Genomic DNA, 18,316 nt, shown 5'->3' on the forward strand with positions numbered 1-18,316 from the left:
AAGCTCGCTCCTACATGAGCAGCGTCGCTTTTCTGTAGGAGCGAGCTTGCTCGCGATGGGCCGCGCAGCGGCCCCTCCTTTATAAGGCCAGCGCCTTGGCCAGGCGTTTGCTCCGCGCCCCCGCCGCCAGGTCCAGCACTGCCCGATCGCGCTTCCACAATTCAGCCCACTCCGGCGGGCCATCGGCAAAGGCTTGCTCAAGGGCCGGCTTGAGCCCGTCGAACTGGGCGAACAGCCCACCCAGCAACACATGCCCACTGCCCAGCGACGGGTTCTGCCGGCTGACTTCCGCGCAACCGGCGAGCAAGGCCAGCAATTGCAGGAGCAGGGTCTGCGGCCAGTCGTTGTCCTGGCCGACGCCATACAGCCAGGCCGTCATGGCGCTGAGTACATAGATGTCTTCCAGGGTGCGGAAGGGTTTGACGTAGGCATCCCAACCGTCGCCCGCCAGCAGTTCGCACAGGGCGTTATCCAGTTGCAGGCGGCCGTGGCTGATGTCCGGCATCAGCGGGATCGCCGGCAGCTTGTCGACCTTGACCCCAGGCTCGCCAGCGTAGACCACCGCCAGGCTCAGGCGCGGCGACTCACCTTGGGCCTCGCAGCGGGCGGCGATCAGCAGCCAGTCGGCGGCATCGCCCGCGGTGACGAAGTCCTTGCGCCCGCTCAGGTGCAGGTCCCGCAGCCGAGTCTGCATGTCAGCCGGGCGCAGGCTGCGCTGCTCGGTGGCACACAGCGCGCCCAGGCTCAGCGGCGCGCTGGGCCAGAGCATGCGCAAGGCCGCCTGGTAACCCACCAGGAAGGCCAGCCCCGGAGTGGCCATCAGCCGTCCGCCGCGCACCGCCAGCTCGAAGGGCGTCACCGGTCCCGACGCCTGTAACAACAGCTCCTGTAACAACGCGGCATAACCTTCGGCCAGGTCCGGGTGGGCGGGCAGTCGGCGACGGCTGTGCAGCAGGGCTTGCCAGGGCATAAGCGGGTCCTCAGGGGCTGTCATATAAGCATCACCAAAGCTTCATGGCGATGACACCGGGGCTACATAGCCTGACTTTGCACAACAAAGTCGATCGGCTGCAACCCAAGGCGGGTCAGTGGCCCGCACGGAGATTCACAATGACTCAGATCGCCCGCATCAGCGACACCGGCAATGAACGCCGCCTGCAAGCCGAGCGCCTGGTGGGCGCCGCGGCCCTGCAAGAAGCCCAGGCCCTGCGCTTCAACGTCTTCAGCGGCGAGTTCAACGCCAAACTGAAAGGCGCGGAGCTGGGTCTGGACATGGATGACTATGATGTCCACTGCAGCCACATCGGCGTGCGTGACTTGAGCAGCGGCCGCCTGGTCGCCACCACCCGCCTGCTCGACCACCAGGCCGCCAGCAGCCTGGGGCGTTTCTACAGCGAAGAAGAATTCAGCCTGCACGGCCTGGTCCAGCTCAAGGGCCCGATCCTGGAGATCGGCCGCACCTGCGTCGACCCGGCCTACCGCAACGGCGGCACCATCGCCGTGCTCTGGGGCGAGCTGGCCGAAGTGCTCAACCAGGGCGGCTACAGCTACCTGATGGGTTGCGCCAGCATCCCGATGCAGGACGGCGGCGTGCAGGCCCACGCGATCATGCAGCGCCTGCGCGAACGCTACCTGTGCACCGAACACCTGCGCGCCGAACCGAAGAACCCGCTGCCGAACCTCGACCTTCCGTCCAACGTCATCGCCGAGATGCCGCCGCTGCTCAAGGCCTACATGCGCCTGGGCGCGAAGATCTGCGGCGAGCCGTGCTGGGACCAGGACTTCCAGGTGGCCGACGTGTTCATCCTGCTCAAGCGCGACGAGCTGTGCCCGCGCTACGCCCGCCACTTCAAGGCGGCCGTGTGATGCGCCGGCTACGGGTCTACGGGCGCATCGCCCGCGTGCTGCTGGTGGTGGCGCTGGGCCTGAGCATGGCCTGCGTGTTCGGCGTGTTCGAGCGCCTGGGCATCGCCAATTCCATGGTCCGCCGCCAGCGCTGGTCGCGCTTTTTCATGGCGCGCCTGAGCAATGCCTTGCCCTTCGGCGTGACGGTGCACGGCGAGTTGCCCAAGCAGCCGATGCTCTGGGTCAGCAATCACGTGTCCTGGACCGACATCCCGTTGCTCGGCGCGCTGACGCCGCTGTCGTTCCTGTCCAAGGCCGAAGTGCGCACCTGGCCAGTCGCCGGCTGGCTGGCCGCCAAGGCTGGCAGCCTGTTTATCCGCCGCGGCTCGGGCGACAGCCAGTTGATCCGCAAGCAGATGACCCGCCATTTGCAGCAGACCCACCCGCTGCTGATGTTCCCCGAAGGCACCACCACCGACGGCCGCAGCCTGCGCACCTTCCACGGGCGCCTGCTGGCCAGTGCCATCGAGGCCGATGTGGCCTTGCAGCCGGTGGCCATTCGTTACCTGCGCGATGGCGATATCGATCCGCTGGCGCCCTTCGTTGGCGATGATGATTTGCTGTCGCACCTGATGCGCCTGTTCGCCAACGATCAGGGTCGGGTGGAAATCCATCTGCTCAAGCCGATTGCCTGCCAGGGCCAGGAGCGCGCCGCGTTGGCGTTCCAGGCGCAACAGGCGGTGCAGAAGGTCCTGTTTGGCGATATCGCCCAGCCAGCCGAACCACGGCGTGCCGGCGAACTGATTGCTGCCTGAACCCAGTACCTGTAGGAGCGAGCTTGCTCGCGAAAAAACCTGAGCCTTGAACCGTATTCAAGGGCCTCATCGCGAGCAAGCTCGCTCCTACACGGGATGGATGTGTTGCGCGGCGAATGCCTGCAACTGCGGGTAGAACGCCCGGAAATCCTCGCTCAACGGCTGATACAGCCGCTCCAGCTCGCCCATCGCCGCCGCCAGCTCTTCCGGGCGTGACAGGCGCCGGGCAATCCCACGCAACACCTGCTCCAGCACCTCGAACTCGCGGTAGGAACCCAGCCAGTCATGGGCGGCCATGTGCGGCGCGATCTGCGCCAGGCGCCCGGGCAATCGGGGTTCGGCCGCCAGCACCCGGTACACGTCCGAAGTGAACAGTTCCAACGGCCGGTCGGCATAGAACGCCCAGTCCCGCGCCAGGCAGTGGTCGAAAAACACGTCCAGCACAATGCCGGCGTAACGCCGGCGGGTCAGGGAAAAACGCGACAGCGATTCGCCCACCAGCGGATGGCGGTCGGTAAAGATGTCGATGCTGCGATGCAGCTGGATGGCCGCCTCGATCTCCGGGTCGAACTGGCCCTGCAGGCGCCCTTTGACGAAGTCGCCATACAAACTGCCGAGTAATTGACCGGGGCGCTGGCCGCCGAGGTGCAGATGTGCGAGATAATTCATTCGCGCAGCTTAGCACTGCGCCTCACATATCGTTATAACCCGATATACCGATTAACGCTGATCTCAGATCAAAATCATATTGGTATATCGCGAAATAGCGATTTAAAGTTCGCCTCATCGCGATATAACGTTTTACGGAAAACGAGCACCGCCATGTCCATCGACCTCGACGAAATAATAAAAGCCCTGGCGCACCCAGTACGACGAGACATCCTTATCTGGCTCAAGGACCCGAAGGTCCAGTTCCCCGATCAGACCCACAACCACGAGTACGGCATCTGCGCCGGACAGATCGACCAACGCTGCGGCCTGTCGCAGTCGACCGTCTCCGCGCACCTGGCGACCTTGCAGCGGGCGGGCCTGATCAGCAGCCAGAAAGCCGGCCAATGGCACTTTTTCAAACGCAACGAGGATGTGATCCAAGCCTTCCTCGAAGCGCTCACCCAAGAACTCAGCAGCAGACGCTGACAAGGACCCGACAATGCCCCTCTCGCTCCTCATCCTGGCCTTGAGCGCCTTCGCCATCGGCACCACCGAGTTCGTCATCATGGGCCTGCTGCCCGATGTGGCGAACGACCTGGGTGTGTCGATCCCCGGCGCCGGCTGGCTGGTGACCGGCTACGCCCTGGGCGTGGCCATCGGCGCGCCCTTCATGGCCCTGGCCACCGCCAGGCTGCCGCGCAAGGCCGCCCTGGTAGCGTTGATGGGGATTTTCATCGTCGGCAACCTGCTGTGTGCGCTGGCCAGTGACTACAACGTGCTGATGTTCGCCCGTGTGGTCACCGCCCTGTGCCATGGCGCCTTCTTTGGTATCGGTTCGGTGGTCGCGGCAGGCCTGGTGCCCGCCAACAAGCGTGCCTCCGCCGTGGCCCTGATGTTCACCGGCCTGACCCTGGCCAACGTGCTCGGCGTACCGCTGGGCACTGCCCTGGGCCAGCAGGCCGGCTGGCGTTCGACCTTCTGGGCGGTGACCGTGATCGGCGTGATTGCCCTGATCGGCCTGATCCGCTTCCTGCCGGCCAAGCGCGACGAAGAGAAGCTCGACATGCGTTCGGAACTGGTCGCCCTCAAGGGCGCCGGGATCTGGCTGTCGCTGAGCATGACCGCACTGTTCTCCGCCTCGGTATTCACCCTGTTCACCTATGTCGCCCCGCTGCTGGGCGAGGTGACCGGCGTCTCGCCCCAGGGCGTGACCTGGACCCTGGTGCTGATCGGCCTGGGCCTGACCCTGGGCAACATCGTCGGCGGCAAGATGGCCGACAAAAGCCTGTCGGGCACCCTGGTCGGCGTGCTGATCGCCATGGCCGTGACCAGCTCCGTGCTGACCTGGACCAGCGTCGCGCTGATCCCCACCGAAGTCACCCTGTTCCTCTGGGCCACCGCCTGCTTCGCCGCGGTGCCAGCCCTGCAGGTCAATGTGGTGACCTTCGGCAAGGCCGCGCCGAACCTGGTGTCCACGCTGAACATCGGCGCCTTCAACATCGGCAACGCCCTGGGCGCCTGGGTCGGCGGCAGCGTCATCGCCCACGGCTACGGCCTGGTCAACGTGCCGCTGGCGGCCGCCGCGCTGGCGATCCTGGCCCTGCTGGTGACGCTGATTACCTTTCGCCAGGGCGGCAACGCCGATCTGGCTCCTGCGACCAACTGATACGTTCATCTAAAGAAGGGTGTATTTCATGACGACTATTTTCGATCCGATCAAACTCGGCGACCTCGAGCTGGCCAACCGCATCATCATGGCGCCGCTGACCCGTTGCCGCGCCGACGAAGGTCGCGTGCCGAACGCGCTGATGGCCGAGTACTACGTACAACGCGCCTCCGCCGGCCTGATCCTCAGCGAGGCCACTTCGGTGACCCCGATGGGCGTCGGCTACCCGGACACCCCGGGCATCTGGTCCAACGACCAGGTGCGCGGCTGGAGCAACGTGACCAAGGCCGTTCACGGCGCGGGCGGCAAGATCTTCCTGCAGCTGTGGCACGTGGGCCGGGTTTCCCACCCGAGCTACCTGAACGGCGAAGCACCGGTCGCGCCAAGCGCCATCCAGCCCAAGGGCCACGTCAGCCTGGTGCGCCCGCTGGCCGACTACCCGACCCCGCGCGCCCTGGAAACCGCTGAAATCGCCGATATCGTCGACGCCTACCGGGTCGGCGCCGAGAACGCCAAGGCCGCTGGTTTCGACGGCGTGGAAATCCACGGCGCCAACGGCTACCTGCTGGATCAGTTCCTGCAAAGCTCCACCAACCAGCGCACCGACCAGTACGGCGGCTCCCTGGAAAACCGTGCCCGCCTGCTGCTGGAAGTGACCGACGCCGCCATCGAAGTCTGGGGCGCCGGCCGTGTCGGCGTACACCTGGCGCCACGGGCCGACTCCCATGACATGGGCGACGACAACCTGGCCGAAACCTTCACCTATGTCGCTCGCGAACTGGGCAAACGCGGTATCGCCTTTATCTGCTCCCGCGAGAAAGAAGGCGCCGACAGCCTCGGCCCACAACTGAAAGAAGCCTTCGGCGGCCCGTATATCGCCAACGAGCGCTTCACCAAGGACAGCGCCAACGCCTGGCTGGCCAGCGGCAAGGCCGACGCCGTGGCCTTCGGTGTGCCCTTCATCGCCAACCCGGACCTGCCGGCCCGCCTGAAGGCCGATGCACCGCTGAACGATGCGCGTCCTGAACTGTTCTACGGCAAGGGTCCGGTCGGCTATATCGACTACCCGACGCTGTAAGGCGCTTCAATTAAAAAGCCCCGGACTCGCGAGAGCCGGGGCTTTTTGCTGCCCCTCCTTTTGTAGGAGCGAAGCTTGCTCGCGATGAACCCTCGAGCAACGGGTAGTTTCAGGCATACCGCATTATCGTTGACCGACATCGCGAGCAAGCTTCGCTCCTACAAAGGCGGGGCGCGATTAGCTGCGCTTGCGCTGGCCCCAGGCCACGGCCAGGCCGCTGAAGCAGATCACCGCGATCCCGACTATGGCGAAGCTGTCCGGGGTGTGCTCGAAGATCAGGTAGCCGTACATGCCCGCGAACAGGATCTGCCCGTAGCTGAATGGCGCCAGCATCGCCGGCGCGGCATGGCGGAAGGCCTGGGTCAGCAACAGGTGGCCGAGCATGCCGCAGGTGCCGAGGCCGATCATGAACAAGGCGTGCCACAGGGTCGGTGTACTCCAGAAGAACGGCAGCGCCGCGCTCATGATCAGGCTGTTGAGAATTCCGGTGAGGAAGTTGCTGGTGGTGGGGCTGTCGACGCCGCTGAGCTTGCGGGTGAGCAACTGATAGAAGCCGAAACACAAGGCCGAGCACAGCGGCAGCAGGATCGCCGGGGTGAACAAGGCGCCGCCCGGACGAATCACGATCAAGACCCCGACGAAACCGGCCAGCACCGCCAGCCATTGGCCGCGGGTCACCCGCTCGCCCAGCAGCGGCACGGACAAGGCGGTGACCAGCAAAGGCGCGAGGAAGTTGACCGCGGTGGCCTCGGCCAGGGGGATATAACGCAGGCCGGTGGTGAAAAACAGGCTGGTGCCGATCAGGCACAAGGCGCGCAACAGTTGCAGGCCTGGCCGCTTGGTACGCACCACGGCGGAGAAACCGCTGCGCGGCACGAACACCACCAGCATCAACAGCGTGTGCACCACATACCGGGCCCAGACCACCATGACGATGGGGTAGAACCCGGACAGGTATTTGGACAGAGTGTCATGACTGGCGAACAGCAAAACCGCCAGGCAAATCAGTGCGATACCTTTTACCGGTTGCTCGGCACCCTTGTAAGCCGCGGTACTTACACTCATTCACACACCCGCAACAATTTCCCTACAAAATACGTAGCTCGCTATCTATCAAGATAAAGTCGCCACGTATATAAAGGCATCCCGGTAAGTCGTGACGAATGAAACATCAGGCTTTATAACGCGCAAACGTTGACATCTGCCGACGTAATTCCGCATTTTGTCTCAATTACGCAGGCTGGGACTCAGGCGCAGCATGTCCAATCCGGTATCGATCCAGCGCTCCGCTTCCTTATGGAGTTCGAAACTGTCCGGCGCCAACAGCCACTGATAAAGAATGCCATCAATATAGGCGTGGATGCTGATGGCCGCCCGGGCAGTATCGAGGTTCTCGGGCAGTTGTCCTCGCTTCACGGCATTGCGCAACCCCAGCTCGATATGCACGTTGCAATCCAGGCTGGCCGCGCGACGCTGGCGCCGCATGTCGCACATTTCATCGGTGATTTCGCACTTGTGAAACAAAATCTCATTAATGCGTCGGGTTTTCGGGTCCAGGGCAATTTGATGAAACAAATGAATCAGCAGCTTGCGCATGCACCCCAGCGGATCGACTTCTTCTTCGTCTTCACTGGCCCTGGCCATTTCATTCAGCGGCTCGCGCAAGGTATCGAGCATGGCCTGCACCAGATCCGCCTTGTTGCTGAAATGCCAGTAAATGGCTCCACGTGTGACACCGGCCAACGCCGCGATATCGGCCAGGGTGGTACGCGCCACACCGCGCTCGTAGAAAGCTTTTTCGGCCGCCTCGAGTATCTGTTTGCGGGTTTCTTGAGCTTCCTCTTTGGTACGACGGACCATGGCAGTAAACCTCGATCAGGATGTTTCAGCGATGCATGAAGCTCATCTGAATAAATATGGAACGGCATCTCGGGTGCCGTTTGCCCAGCCTACAATTCAACGTTTGCAACGGCTTTTGTAACCGAATGGGTACGCCGCCAAGGTATTTACAAACAACCATGAACGTAAGTATATTCCTTAGCAAGCTACTTATCCACTCAGCACCCGTTTTTTACCCTTCCACTTTTCGAGTGCGCATTTTGCGCGCCTGACCCGAGGATCTTCATGCAACTCAAGCCAGCTGTTACCGCTCTGGTCACTGCCGTCGCCCTGGCATCGCTGCTCAGCGGATGTAAAAAGGAAGAGGCGGCTCCCGCCCCACAAGCCCCTCAGGTCGGCGTAGTCACCCTGCAACCTCAAGCCTTTACCCTGACGTCCGAGCTTCCAGGGCGCACCACCGCGTTCCGGATCGCCGAGGTCCGTCCTCAGGTCAACGGCATCATTCTCAAGCGCCTGTTCAAGGAAGGCGGCGACGTCAAGGAAGGTCAGCAGCTCTATCAGATCGATCCGTCGGTCTATGAGTCGACCCTCAAGAGCGCCCAGGCCAACCTGCAATCGACCAAGTCGATCTCCGATCGCTACAAGCAGTTGGTCGACGAACAGGCCGTAAGCCGCCAGGAATACGACACCGCCGTCGCCAACCGCCTGCAATCGGAAGCCGCGCTGCAGAGCGCCCAGATCGACCTGCGCTACACCAAGGTGCTGTCGCCGATCTCCGGGCGTATCGGCCGTTCTTCGGTCACCGAAGGCGCATTGGTCAGCAACGGTCAATCCGCCGCCATGGCAACCATCCAGCAACTCGATCCGATCTACGTCGACGTCACCCAGTCGTCGGTGGAACTGCTCGAGCTGCGCCGCGAGCTGGAAAGCGGTCGCCTGCAGAAGGCCGGCGACAACGCCGCCAAGGTCAAGCTGACCCTGGAAGACGGCAGCCAGTACAAGCTCGATGGCAAGCTGGAGTTCTCCGAAGTGTCGGTCGACGAAACCACCGGCTCCGTGACCCTGCGCGCGGTATTCCCGAACCCTGAACACACCCTGCTGCCAGGCATGTTCGTGCACGCGCAACTGCAGGCCGGCGTGAATGCCGCGGCGATTCTCGCCCCGCAACAAGGCGTGACCCGCGACCTCAAGGGCACACCGACCGCCCTGGTGGTTGGCCCGGACAACAAGGTTGAACTGCGTCAGCTCAAGGCCAGCCGCACCGTCGGCAACCAGTGGCTGATCGAGGACGGCCTGAAGGCCGGTGATCGCCTGATCACCGAAGGGCTGCAATTCGTCCGACCTGGCGTCGAAGTCAAAGCCAGCGAAGCGACCAACGTTCCAGCAAAAAACCCGGCCACTGCACAGGCAACTGACAAAGCTGCAGGCGGCAAAGGGGAGTAAACCATGTCGAAATTTTTTATCGACCGTCCGATTTTCGCCTGGGTAATCGCCCTGGTGATCATGCTGGTCGGGGCTCTATCGATCCTCAAATTGCCGATCAACCAATACCCGAGCATCGCGCCTCCAGCGATCGCCATCTCCGTGACCTACCCAGGTGCTTCCGCACAGACCGTGCAGGACACCGTGGTCCAAGTCATCGAGCAGCAGCTCAACGGTATCGACAACCTGCGTTATGTGTCCTCGGAAAGTAACTCCGACGGCAGCATGACCATTACCGCGACCTTCGAGCAGGGCACCAACTCGGACACCGCGCAGGTCCAGGTACAGAACAAGCTGAACCTGGCCACCCCGCTGCTGCCGCAAGAAGTGCAGCAACAGGGTATCCGCGTGACCAAGGCGGTGAAGAACTTCCTGTTGGTGATCGGTGTGGTTTCCGAGGACGGCAGCATGTCCAAGGACGACCTCTCGAACTACATCGTGTCCAACATGCAGGACCCGATTTCGCGGACCGCGGGCGTGGGTGACTTCCAGGTGTTCGGTGCCCAGTACGCCATGCGTATCTGGCTCGACCCGGCCAAGCTGAACAACTTCAACCTGACTCCGGTTGACGTGAAGAACGCCGTGGCGGCGCAGAACGTCCAGGTGTCGTCCGGCCAGATCGGTGGCTTGCCAGCCCTGCCAGGCCAGCAACTGAACGCCACCATCATTGGCAAGACCCGCCTGCAGACTGCCGAGCAGTTCAAGGCGATCCTGCTGAAGGTCAACGCGGACGGCTCGCAAGTGCGTCTGGGCGACGTCGCCGATGTCGCCCTGGGGGGTGAAAACTACTCCGTCAGTGCCCAGTTCAACGGTGCCCCGGCTTCCGGCCTGGCCGTGAAACTGGCCAACGGCGCCAACGCCCTGGACACCGCCAAGGCCCTGCGCAAGACCATCAGCGACCTGGAGCCGTTCTTTCCGCAAGGCATGAAAGTGGTATTCCCGTACGACACCACCCCGGTGGTGACCGAGTCGATCAAGGGTGTGGTCGAGACCCTGGTCGAAGCGATCGTGCTGGTGTTCCTGGTGATGTTCCTGTTCCTGCAGAACTTCCGCGCCACCGTCATCACCACCATGACCGTTCCGGTGGTGTTGCTGGGTACCTTCGGCATCCTCGCGGCCGCCGGGTTCAGCATCAACACCCTGACCATGTTCGGCATGGTGCTGGCCATCGGCTTGCTGGTGGACGACGCCATCGTCGTGGTGGAAAACGTCGAGCGGGTAATGGCCGAGGAAGGCCTGTCACCCAAGGAAGCGACCAAGAAGTCCATGGGCCAGATCCAGGGCGCCCTGGTCGGTATTGCCCTGGTGCTGTCGGCGGTACTGCTGCCGATGGCGTTCTTCAGCGGTTCCACCGGTGTGATCTACAAGCAGTTCTCGATCACCGTGGTCTCGGCCATGGCGCTGTCGGTCCTGGTTGCCCTGATCTTCACCCCGGCCCTGTGCGCCACCATGCTCAAGGCCATTCCCCACGGCGAACACGCCGCGCCGAAACGCGGCTTCTTCGGCTGGTTCAACCGTACCTTCGACCGCAGCGTCAAAAGCTACGAGCGTGGCGTGGGCAACATCCTGCGGCACAAGGCGCCTTACCTGCTGGCCTACGCGCTGATCGTGGTCGGCATGATCTGGCTGTTCGCCCGTATCCCGACTGCGTTCCTTCCGGAAGAAGACCAGGGCGTACTGTTCGCCCAGGTACAGACCCCGGCCGGCTCCAGTTCCGAGCGGACCCAGGTGGTCGTCGACGAAATGCGCGCCTACCTGCTGGACAAGGAAAAGGACACCGTGGCCTCGGTCTTCACCGTGAACGGCTTCAACTTCGCCGGTCGTGGCCAGAGCTCGGGCATGGCGTTCATCATGCTCAAGCCGTGGGACGAACGCTCCGTGGACAACAGCGTGTTCAACCTGGCCGCCCGTGCCCAGCAGCACTTCTTCAGCTTCCGTGACGCAATGGTGTTCGCCTTCGCTCCGCCGGCGGTACTGGAGCTGGGTAACGCCACCGGTTTCGACGTGTTCCTGCAGGACCGCGCCGGTATCGGCCACGAGAAACTGATGGAAGCGCGCAACCAGTTCCTCGGCATGGCGGCGCAGAGCAAGATCCTCTCCCAGGTGCGTCCGAACGGCCTGAACGACGAGCCGCAGTACCAGCTGGAAATCGATGACGAGAAGGCCAGCGCCCTGGGCGTGACCATCTCCGACATCAACAACACCTTGTCGATTGCCCTGGGCAGTAGCTACGTCAACGACTTCATCGACCGCGGTCGGGTGAAGAAGGTGTACATCCAGGGTCAGCCTAACGCTCGCATGAGCCCCGAGGACCTGAAGAAGTGGTACGTGCGCAACAGCGCCGGGACCATGGTGCCGTTCGCCTCCTTCGCCAAGGGCACGTGGATCTACGGTTCGCCGAAACTGGCCCGTTACAACGGCGTGGAAGCGGTGGAAGTCCTGGGTGCCCCGGCGCCGGGCTACAGCACCGGTGAAGCCATGGCCGAAGTCGAAGCCATCGCCAAGAAGCTGCCGGCCGGTGTCGGTATCTCCTGGACCGGCCTGTCCTACGAGGAACGCCTGTCGGGCTCGCAAGCGCCTGCGCTGTACGCCTTGTCGCTGCTGATGGTGTTCCTGTGTCTGGCGGCGCTGTATGAAAGCTGGTCGATTCCGATCGCGGTCATGCTGGTGGTGCCGTTGGGGATCATCGGTGCGCTGATGGCGACCAGCCTGCGCGGCCTGTCCAACGACGTGTACTTCCAGGTGGGGCTGTTGGTGACCATCGGTCTGGCGGCGAAAAACGCCATTCTGATCGTCGAGTTCGCCAAGGAACTGCACGAACAGGGCCGCAGCCTGGTGGACGCGGCGATCGAAGCCTGCCGCATGCGTCTGCGTCCGATCATCATGACCTCCCTGGCCTTCGTGCTCGGTGTGGTACCGCTGGCCATCTCCACCGGCGCAGGCTCGGGTAGCCAGCATGCGATCGGTACCGGGGTGATTGGCGGTATGCTCACCGCGACTGTCCTGGCAATATTCTGGGTACCTTTGTTCTTCGTCACCGTGTCCAAGATGGGCCGCCGCAAGGCAGACGAAGCGCAAACTACTGAAACTCCTGAAGAGGCTGGCCAATGAGCAAGTCGCTACTCTCCCTCGCAATCACCGCCGCCGTGCTGAGTGGTTGCTCGCTGATACCGGATTATCAGCAGCCGCAAGCGCCGGTCGCGGCGCAATACCCGCAAGGGCCGGCCTATTCGCCTGCGGAGGCAGCCAACCAGGCAGCCGCCGAACAGGGCTGGCGGCAGTTTTTCCATGACCCTGCCCTGCAGCAGCTGATCCAGACCGCGCTGGTGAACAACCGCGACCTGCGGGTCGCGGCGCTGAACATCGACGCCTACGCCGCGCAGTACCAGATCCAGCGCGCGGACCTGTTCCCGGCGATTTCGGCCAACGGCAGCGGCAGTCGTCAACGTACCCCGGCGCGGATGTCGCAGACCGGTGAAGCGGCCATCTCCAGCCAGTACTCGGCAACCCTGGGTATCAGCGCTTACGAGCTGGACCTGTTCGGTCGCGTTCGCAGCTTGAGCGAGCAGGCCTTGCAGACCTACTTCTCCAGCGAAGAAGCCCGGCGCAGCACGCAGATCAGCCTGGTGGCCAGCGTGGCCAACGCCTACCTGACCTGGCAGGCCGACAAGGAACTGCTCAAGCTGACCCAGGACACCCTGGCGGCCTACGAGGAGAGCTACCGCCTCACCTCGCGCAGCAACGAAGTCGGCGTGGCCTCGGCCCTGGACCTGAGTCAGGCGCGGACCTCGGTGGAAAACGCCCGGGTGCAACTGGCGCGTTACACCCGCCAGGTGGCCCAGGACGAAAACAGCCTGACCCTGCTGCTGGGTACCTCGATTCCGGCCAACCTGCCGAGCGCGCAGCCGTTGTCGGCCGACCTGCTCAGCGAGTTGCCGGCCGGCCTGCCGTCGGAACTGCTGCAACGCCGTCCGGACATCCTTGCCGCCGAGCACAACCTGAAAGCCGCCAACGCCAGTATTGGCGCGGCACGCGCGGCGTTCTTCCCGAGCATCAGCCTGACCGCCAATGCCGGGACCTTGAGCCCGGACATGGGCGGCCTGTTCAAGGGTGGCTCGGGCACCTGGTCGTTCGCGCCGCAGATCAATATCCCGATCTTCAACGCCGGCAGCCTGCGCGCCAGCCTGGATTACTCGAAAATCCAGAAAGACATCAACGTGGCGCAGTACGAGAAATCCATCCAGACCGCCTTCCAGGAAGTCTCCGATGGCCTGGCCGCACGTCAGACCTACAACCAGCAGTTGCAGGCCCAGCGTGACTTCGTCAACGCCAACCAGGACTACTACCGTCTGGCCGAGCGTCGCTACCGCATCGGTGTCGACAGCAACCTGACCTTCCTCGACGCCCAGCGCTCGCTGTTCAGCGCGCAGCAAGCGTTGATCACCGACCGGCTTGCGCAGCTGACCAGCGAGGTCAACCTGTACAAGGCCCTAGGTGGCGGTTGGAACGAGCAAGGTTCGCAGAAAGCCGAAGTGAGCAAAGAGGCACCGCCACTGAAGCTGTTCTGAGTGCATGACGCTTGAAAAAAGCCCACCTTTCGGTGGGCTTTTTTATGGGCCGAAGACGGCCGCCACTTGTGTTCGTTAATCGCCCAAAACCCGCCAAGGCCAATTGAACAGGCCCGTTGATCCAACGCACCATTCCCCGCACCTACAAAAACCAATAACAACAGGTTCGTCATCATGACCCCGCGCCCTGCCCGCTCCGGCTGATTCCGTTCCATCCACCCTCCCGGTTTCAACCTTGTCTGCAACCTGACGTTGCGGCAGCGCCCTGCCTCACCCCTAACAATTAGAGAGCCCGATCCATGAAGCCATCCACTCGCACTCCCTATTCCCTGCTGCCCAGCCTGCTGGCCGTCAGCATCGCCGGCACGGCCCTGCCGGTCATGGCCGCGGAGTCCGGCTTTCTCGAAGACGCCAAGGTCAACCTGAACCTGCGCAACTTCTACATCAACCGTAACTTCACCAACCCGGGCAAGAGCCAGGGCAAGGCTGAAGAGTGGACCCAGAGCTTCATCCTCGACGCCAAGTCCGGCTTCACCCAGGGCACCGTCGGTTTCGGCATGGACGTGCTGGGGCTGTACTCGCTGAAGCTCGATGGTGGCAAGGGCACCGGCGGCACCCAACTGCTGCCCCTGGATCACGACGGGCGTCCGGCCGACCACTTCGGCCGCACGGGCGTCGCGTTCAAGGCCCGCCTGTCGCAGACCGAAGTCAAGGTCGGCGAATGGATGCCAGTGCTGCCGATCCTGCGCTCGGACGACGGTCGCTCCCTGCCCCAGACCTTCCGCGGCGGCCAGATCACCTCGAAGGAAATTGACGGCCTGACCCTCTACGGCGGCCAGTTCCGCGCCAACAGCCCGCGTGACGACAGCAGCATGAGCGACATGTCGATGACCGGCAAAGCGGCCTTCACCTCCGACCGTTTCAACTTCCAGGGCGGCGAATACAGCTTCAACGACAAGCGCACCCAGGTCGGGGTGTGGAACGCCCAGCTCAAGGACATCTACAGCCAGCAATACCTCAACCTGATCCACAGCCAGCCGCTGGGCGACTGGACCCTGGGCGCCAACATCGGCTTCTTCTACGGCAAGGAAGATGGCAGCGCCCGCGCCGGCGACCTGGACAACAAGACCTGGTCGGGCCTGTTCTCGGCCAAGTACGGCGGCCACACCTTCTATGTCGGCCTGCAGAAACTCACCGGCGACAGCGCTTGGATGCGCGTCAACGGCACCAGCGGCGGCACCCTGGCCAACGACAGCTACAACGCCAGCTACGACAACGCCCAGGAAAGATCCTGGCAACTGCGCCATGACTACAACTTCGTCGCGGTCGGCATACCCGGCCTGACCCTGATGAACCGCTACATCAAGGGCGACAACGTGCACACCGTCACCATCACCGACGGCAAGGAATGGGGACGCGAGAGCGAGCTGGCCTACACCGTGCAAAGCGGCACGCTGAAGAACCTCAACGTCAAATGGCGCAACTCGACCATGCGCCGCGACTTCAGCACCAACGAGTTCGACGAGAACCGCCTGATCATCAGCTACCCGATCAGCCTGCTGTAAACCCACTCGCTCGCCCACACCAAAAACAAGGCCAGCCCCATTCCCCGGGGCTGGCCTTGTTTTTTGCAGGAGCGAAGCTTGCTCGCGATGATCGTCAACGATGGCGCGTACTGACGGGCTGAACGCCGCACCCTCAGGTTCATCGCGAGCAAGCTCGCTCCTGCAGGGAAAACGCAGCGGCGCCGAGTTGCTCGGCGCCGCCTTTCTTTACAAGTCGCGGGTCATCAGGCGCGGGATTCCACGCCCAGCTCGTCCCACACCGACTCGGCCAGGTGGAAGGTCGCGTTGGCCGCCGGAATGCCGCAGTAGATTGCGCTCTGCATGATCACTTCCTTGATCTCGGCGCGGCTCACGCCGTTGTTGGCGGCGGCACGCAGGTGCAGCTTGAGCTCTTCGTTGCGGTTCATGCCGATCAGCATGGCGATGGTGATCAGGCTGCGGGTGTGGCGTGGCAGGCCCGGACGTGTCCAGATATCGCCCCAGGCGTGCCGGGTGATCATTTCCTGGAACTCCGAGTTGAACTCGGTCAGGGTGCTCAGGCTGCGATCGACATGGGCATCGCCCAGCACCGCGCGACGCACTTGCATGCCTTCGGCGTAACGTTGTTTCTCGTCCATCGGGGGCTTCCTCAAATGTTCTGGTCAGCCAGCAGAAATGCCACGACCCGCTCGCTGAACGCCGCGCCGGCCTGGACGTTGGACAGGTGCGCCGCATGGAACTCGGCGTATTCGGCGCCGCGCACGCGCTCCTGAATGAAATGCCCGCCGGAGGGCGGCGTGACCGCATCTTCGGTACCGGACACCACCAGGGTCGGTGCCTCGATCGCCGACAGTTGATCGCGGAAATCCGCATCGCGCACCGCCGCGCAGTTGGCGGCATAACCCTGGGGCGAGGTGGCCGCCAGCATGTCGGTGATCAGCTTGGCCTGGTCCGGGTGCGCCACGGCGAAGGCCGGGGTGAACCAGCGGGCGATCGAGGCATCGCGCAATGCGACCATGGCCGCCTGGCCATCGCGCAGCACGGTTTCGATGCGCGGGTTCCATACCGACGGATCACCGATCTTCGCCGCGGTGTTGCACACCACCAGCTTGTTCAGGCGCTCGCCGGCATTGATGCCCAGCCACTGGCCGATCAGCCCGCCCATGGACAGGCCGCAGAAATGCGCGCGCTGGATATGCAGCGCATCCAGCAGCGCCAGCACGTCACGGCCCAACTGCTCGATGCTGTAGGGGCCTTCGGTGACCAGGGATTTGCCGTGGCCACGGGTGTCGAAACGCAGCACCCGGAAGTGCTTGGTAAAGGCCGGGATCTGGATGTCCCACATGTGCAGGTCGGTACCCAGGGAGTTGGACAGGACCAGCACCGGCGCATCGACCGGGCCGTCCAGTTGGTAATGCAGTTCGCCATCGGCGAGTTGTACGAATGCCACGGCAGTCTCCTTCAGGCGTTCAAGGCTAAATGTTCGGCCACGGCGCGCTCGACCCAGGCTTGCGCCTGGCCGAGGTAATGCGCCGGGTCCAGCAGGCGATCCAGTTCTTCCGCCGACAGCTCGGCGGTCACTTGCGGCTCATCCCCCAGCACCGCGCGCAGATGCCGTTGTTCGGCCACCGCACGCTTGCAGCACTGCTCCAGCAGATGGTGTGCGGTCTCGCGGCCCAGGCGCTGGGCCAGGGCGATGCTCACGGCTTCCGCCAGCACCAGCCCCTGGGTCAGGTCGAGGTTCCTGGCCATGCGCGCGGCGTCGACTTCCAGCCCGTCGGCCACCAGCAGCGCCTGTTGCAAGGCACCGGACACCAGGCAGCAGATCTCCGGCAGGGTTTCCCATTCGGCGTGCCACAGGCCCAGGCTGCGTTCGTGCTCCTGGGGCATGGCGCTGAACATAGTCGCCAGCAGCCCGGGAACCCGGGTCGCCGCGCCGATCAATACCGCCGCGCCCACCGGGTTGCGCTTGTGCGGCATGGTCGAGGAGCCGCCCTTGCCCGGCGCCGACGGCTCGAAGACTTCCGCCGCCTCGGTCTGCATCAGCAGGCTGATGTCACGGCCGAGCTTGCCGAGGCTGCCGGCGATCAGGCCGAGCACCGAGGCGAACTCCACCAGCCGGTCGCGCTGGGTGTGCCAGGGCTGCTCCGGCAGGCTCAGTTGCAACTCCTCGGCCAGGGCCTGGGCAATGGGCAGGGCCTGCTCGCCCAGGGCCGCGAGGGTGCCCGAGGCCCCGCCGAACTGCAGCACCAGCAAGCGCGGCTTGAGCTGCGCCAGACGCTCGCGGCTGCGGGTCACGGCCCCCAGCCAGCCGGCGATCTTCATGCCGAGGGTGACCGGCGTGGCATGTTGCAGCCAGGTGCGGCCGGCCATGGGTGTGTCGGCATAACGTTGGGCCTGGGCGGCCAGGATGCCGCCGAGGCGCGCCAGGTCGTTGTCGATCAGGCTCAGCGCCTGCCGCAGTTGCAGGACCAGGCCGCTGTCCATCACATCCTGGCTGGTGGCGCCCAGGTGCACATAACGCTCGGCGCTGGCATCGGTCTTGGCGATCTGCTTGCCCAGGGCCTTGACCAGTGGGATCGCTGAGTTGCCCGCAGTGGCGATGGCCTGGCCCAGGGCGGAAAAATCATAGAGTCCGGCGCGGCAGGCCGCCTCGATCGGCGCCACCGCCGCGGCCGGAATCACTCCGACCCGAGCCTCGGCCCGGGCCAGCGCGGCCTCGAAGTCGAGCATGGCCTGGACCCGACCCTGGTCGCAGAACACCGCGCGCATATCGCGGGTGGTGAAGTAGGCATCGAACAGTTGGTTGCTCGCCGGTGTACTCATAA

Annotated in this window: 16 protein-coding genes; 9 read left to right on the top strand and 7 right to left on the bottom strand. The window is 63.7% G+C overall.

Going from position 1 to position 18,316, the window contains the following annotated elements; translation table 11 throughout:
* Positions 1 to 79: 79 nt before the first annotated feature.
* Positions 80 to 970 (bottom strand): acyl-CoA dehydrogenase family protein, encoded by an 891-nt coding sequence (locus DK261_RS20750; protein WP_009047422.1) that lies wholly within the window; start codon positions 968 to 970, stop codon positions 80 to 82.
* Between the two features lie 140 nt (positions 971 to 1,110).
* On the opposite strand from DK261_RS20750, the gene olsB reads away from it, so the two are divergent.
* Entirely contained in the window at positions 1,111 to 1,866 is a 756-nt protein-coding gene (gene olsB, locus DK261_RS20755; protein WP_009047421.1) for an L-ornithine N(alpha)-acyltransferase, read from the top strand.
* Positions 1,866 to 2,660: a lysophospholipid acyltransferase family protein gene (locus tag DK261_RS20760; RefSeq protein WP_009047420.1), complete on the top strand. Its 795-nt coding sequence runs from the start codon at positions 1,866 to 1,868 to the stop codon at positions 2,658 to 2,660. Before olsB ends, DK261_RS20760 begins: the two co-directional genes overlap by 1 nt.
* An 87-nt stretch (positions 2,661 to 2,747) precedes the next feature.
* Here the strand turns inward: DK261_RS20760 and DK261_RS20765 are convergent, their stop codons facing one another.
* Entirely contained in the window at positions 2,748 to 3,329 is a 582-nt protein-coding gene (locus DK261_RS20765; RefSeq protein ID WP_028681791.1) for an ACP phosphodiesterase, read from the bottom strand.
* A gap of 153 nt (positions 3,330 to 3,482) precedes the next feature.
* Here DK261_RS20765 and DK261_RS20770 point away from each other — a divergent pair, with 153 nt between their 5' ends.
* The 3 genes from DK261_RS20770 to DK261_RS20780 are packed head-to-tail and all read left to right on the top strand — an operon-like array spanning position 3,483 to position 6,055.
* A complete protein-coding gene (locus tag DK261_RS20770; RefSeq protein WP_009047418.1) occupies positions 3,483 to 3,797 on the top strand; it encodes a helix-turn-helix transcriptional regulator in 315 nt (104 codons plus the stop codon).
* Between the two features lie 13 nt (positions 3,798 to 3,810).
* Positions 3,811 to 4,977, top strand: a complete 1,167-nt coding sequence (locus tag DK261_RS20775) for an MFS transporter (protein ID WP_028681792.1) — start codon at positions 3,811 to 3,813, stop codon at positions 4,975 to 4,977.
* Between the two features lie 28 nt (positions 4,978 to 5,005).
* Positions 5,006 to 6,055 carry an alkene reductase gene (locus tag DK261_RS20780; protein WP_028681793.1) on the top strand — a complete coding sequence of 350 codons (1,050 nt, stop codon included), beginning with the start codon at positions 5,006 to 5,008 and terminating at the stop codon, positions 6,053 to 6,055.
* A 177-nt stretch (positions 6,056 to 6,232) separates the two neighbouring features.
* Here DK261_RS20780 and DK261_RS20785 read toward each other — a convergent pair whose 3' ends face one another.
* Positions 6,233 to 7,120 (bottom strand): DMT family transporter, encoded by an 888-nt coding sequence (locus tag DK261_RS20785; protein WP_110176253.1) that lies wholly within the window; start codon positions 7,118 to 7,120, stop codon positions 6,233 to 6,235.
* 162 nt (positions 7,121 to 7,282) lie between these two features.
* The gene (gene emhR / locus DK261_RS20790; protein ID WP_009047414.1) at positions 7,283 to 7,915 is read right to left on the bottom strand and encodes an efflux system transcriptional repressor EmhR; all 633 of its coding nucleotides are present in this window, start codon (positions 7,913 to 7,915) and stop codon (positions 7,283 to 7,285) included.
* A 264-nt stretch (positions 7,916 to 8,179) separates the two neighbouring features.
* On the opposite strand from emhR, the gene emhA reads away from it, so the two are divergent.
* From emhA to DK261_RS20810, 4 genes are all read left to right on the top strand, one after another.
* Complete coding sequence (gene emhA, locus DK261_RS20795) at positions 8,180 to 9,337, top strand: efflux RND transporter periplasmic adaptor subunit EmhA (RefSeq protein ID WP_009047413.1); 1,158 nt, start codon at positions 8,180 to 8,182, stop codon at positions 9,335 to 9,337.
* A gap of 3 nt (positions 9,338 to 9,340) precedes the next feature.
* Positions 9,341 to 12,487 carry an efflux RND transporter permease subunit EmhB gene (emhB, locus tag DK261_RS20800; RefSeq protein ID WP_028681795.1) on the top strand — a complete coding sequence of 1,049 codons (3,147 nt, stop codon included), beginning with the start codon at positions 9,341 to 9,343 and terminating at the stop codon, positions 12,485 to 12,487.
* On the top strand, positions 12,484 to 13,944 hold the full coding sequence (gene adeC, locus DK261_RS20805; RefSeq protein WP_009047411.1) for an AdeC/AdeK/OprM family multidrug efflux complex outer membrane factor: 1,461 nt from the start codon (positions 12,484 to 12,486) through the stop codon (positions 13,942 to 13,944). The genes emhB and adeC overlap by 4 nt, the downstream gene beginning before the upstream one ends.
* A 299-nt stretch (positions 13,945 to 14,243) precedes the next feature.
* Positions 14,244 to 15,509, top strand: coding sequence for an OprD family porin (locus DK261_RS20810; protein WP_110176254.1), 1,266 nt, complete (start codon positions 14,244 to 14,246; stop codon positions 15,507 to 15,509).
* A gap of 224 nt (positions 15,510 to 15,733) precedes the next feature.
* On the opposite strand, the gene pcaC is transcribed toward DK261_RS20810, so the two are convergent.
* The 3 genes from pcaC to DK261_RS20825 are packed head-to-tail and all read right to left on the bottom strand — an operon-like array spanning position 15,734 to position 18,314.
* On the bottom strand, positions 15,734 to 16,126 hold the full coding sequence (gene pcaC, locus DK261_RS20815; protein ID WP_009042505.1) for a 4-carboxymuconolactone decarboxylase: 393 nt from the start codon (positions 16,124 to 16,126) through the stop codon (positions 15,734 to 15,736).
* 11 nt (positions 16,127 to 16,137) lie between these two features.
* Positions 16,138 to 16,938, bottom strand: coding sequence for a 3-oxoadipate enol-lactonase (gene pcaD / locus DK261_RS20820; protein WP_110176255.1), 801 nt, complete (start codon positions 16,936 to 16,938; stop codon positions 16,138 to 16,140).
* 11 nt (positions 16,939 to 16,949) lie between these two features.
* A complete protein-coding gene (locus DK261_RS20825; RefSeq protein ID WP_038630787.1) occupies positions 16,950 to 18,314 on the bottom strand; it encodes a 3-carboxy-cis,cis-muconate cycloisomerase in 1,365 nt (454 codons plus the stop codon).
* Between the last annotated feature and the right edge of the window lie 2 nt (positions 18,315 to 18,316).

It is taken from the genome of Pseudomonas sp. RW409 (assembly GCF_003184125.1).
GTDB classification, from domain to species: domain Bacteria; phylum Pseudomonadota; class Gammaproteobacteria; order Pseudomonadales; family Pseudomonadaceae; genus Aquipseudomonas; species Aquipseudomonas chlororaphis_I.

Excerpts from the sequence above, each read along its gene's own strand:
- DK261_RS20750 (WP_009047422.1), bottom strand. The coding sequence starts at position 970 with ATGCCCTGGCAAGCCCTGCTGCACAGCCGTCGCCGACTGCCCGCCCAC.
- olsB (WP_009047421.1), top strand. The coding sequence starts at position 1,111 with ATGACTCAGATCGCCCGCATCAGCGACACCGGCAATGAACGCCGCCTG.
- DK261_RS20760 (WP_009047420.1), top strand. The coding sequence starts at position 1,866 with ATGCGCCGGCTACGGGTCTACGGGCGCATCGCCCGCGTGCTGCTGGTG.
- DK261_RS20765 (WP_028681791.1), bottom strand. The coding sequence starts at position 3,329 with ATGAATTATCTCGCACATCTGCACCTCGGCGGCCAGCGCCCCGGTCAA.
- DK261_RS20770 (WP_009047418.1), top strand. The coding sequence starts at position 3,483 with ATGTCCATCGACCTCGACGAAATAATAAAAGCCCTGGCGCACCCAGTA.
- DK261_RS20775 (WP_028681792.1), top strand. The coding sequence starts at position 3,811 with ATGCCCCTCTCGCTCCTCATCCTGGCCTTGAGCGCCTTCGCCATCGGC.
- DK261_RS20780 (WP_028681793.1), top strand. The coding sequence starts at position 5,006 with ATGACGACTATTTTCGATCCGATCAAACTCGGCGACCTCGAGCTGGCC.
- DK261_RS20785 (WP_110176253.1), bottom strand. The coding sequence starts at position 7,120 with ATGAGTGTAAGTACCGCGGCTTACAAGGGTGCCGAGCAACCGGTAAAA.
- emhR (WP_009047414.1), bottom strand. The coding sequence starts at position 7,915 with ATGGTCCGTCGTACCAAAGAGGAAGCTCAAGAAACCCGCAAACAGATA.
- emhA (WP_009047413.1), top strand. The coding sequence starts at position 8,180 with ATGCAACTCAAGCCAGCTGTTACCGCTCTGGTCACTGCCGTCGCCCTG.
- emhB (WP_028681795.1), top strand. The coding sequence starts at position 9,341 with ATGTCGAAATTTTTTATCGACCGTCCGATTTTCGCCTGGGTAATCGCC.
- adeC (WP_009047411.1), top strand. The coding sequence starts at position 12,484 with ATGAGCAAGTCGCTACTCTCCCTCGCAATCACCGCCGCCGTGCTGAGT.
- DK261_RS20810 (WP_110176254.1), top strand. The coding sequence starts at position 14,244 with ATGAAGCCATCCACTCGCACTCCCTATTCCCTGCTGCCCAGCCTGCTG.
- pcaC (WP_009042505.1), bottom strand. The coding sequence starts at position 16,126 with ATGGACGAGAAACAACGTTACGCCGAAGGCATGCAAGTGCGTCGCGCG.
- DK261_RS20825 (WP_038630787.1), bottom strand. The coding sequence starts at position 18,314 with ATGAGTACACCGGCGAGCAACCAACTGTTCGATGCCTACTTCACCACC.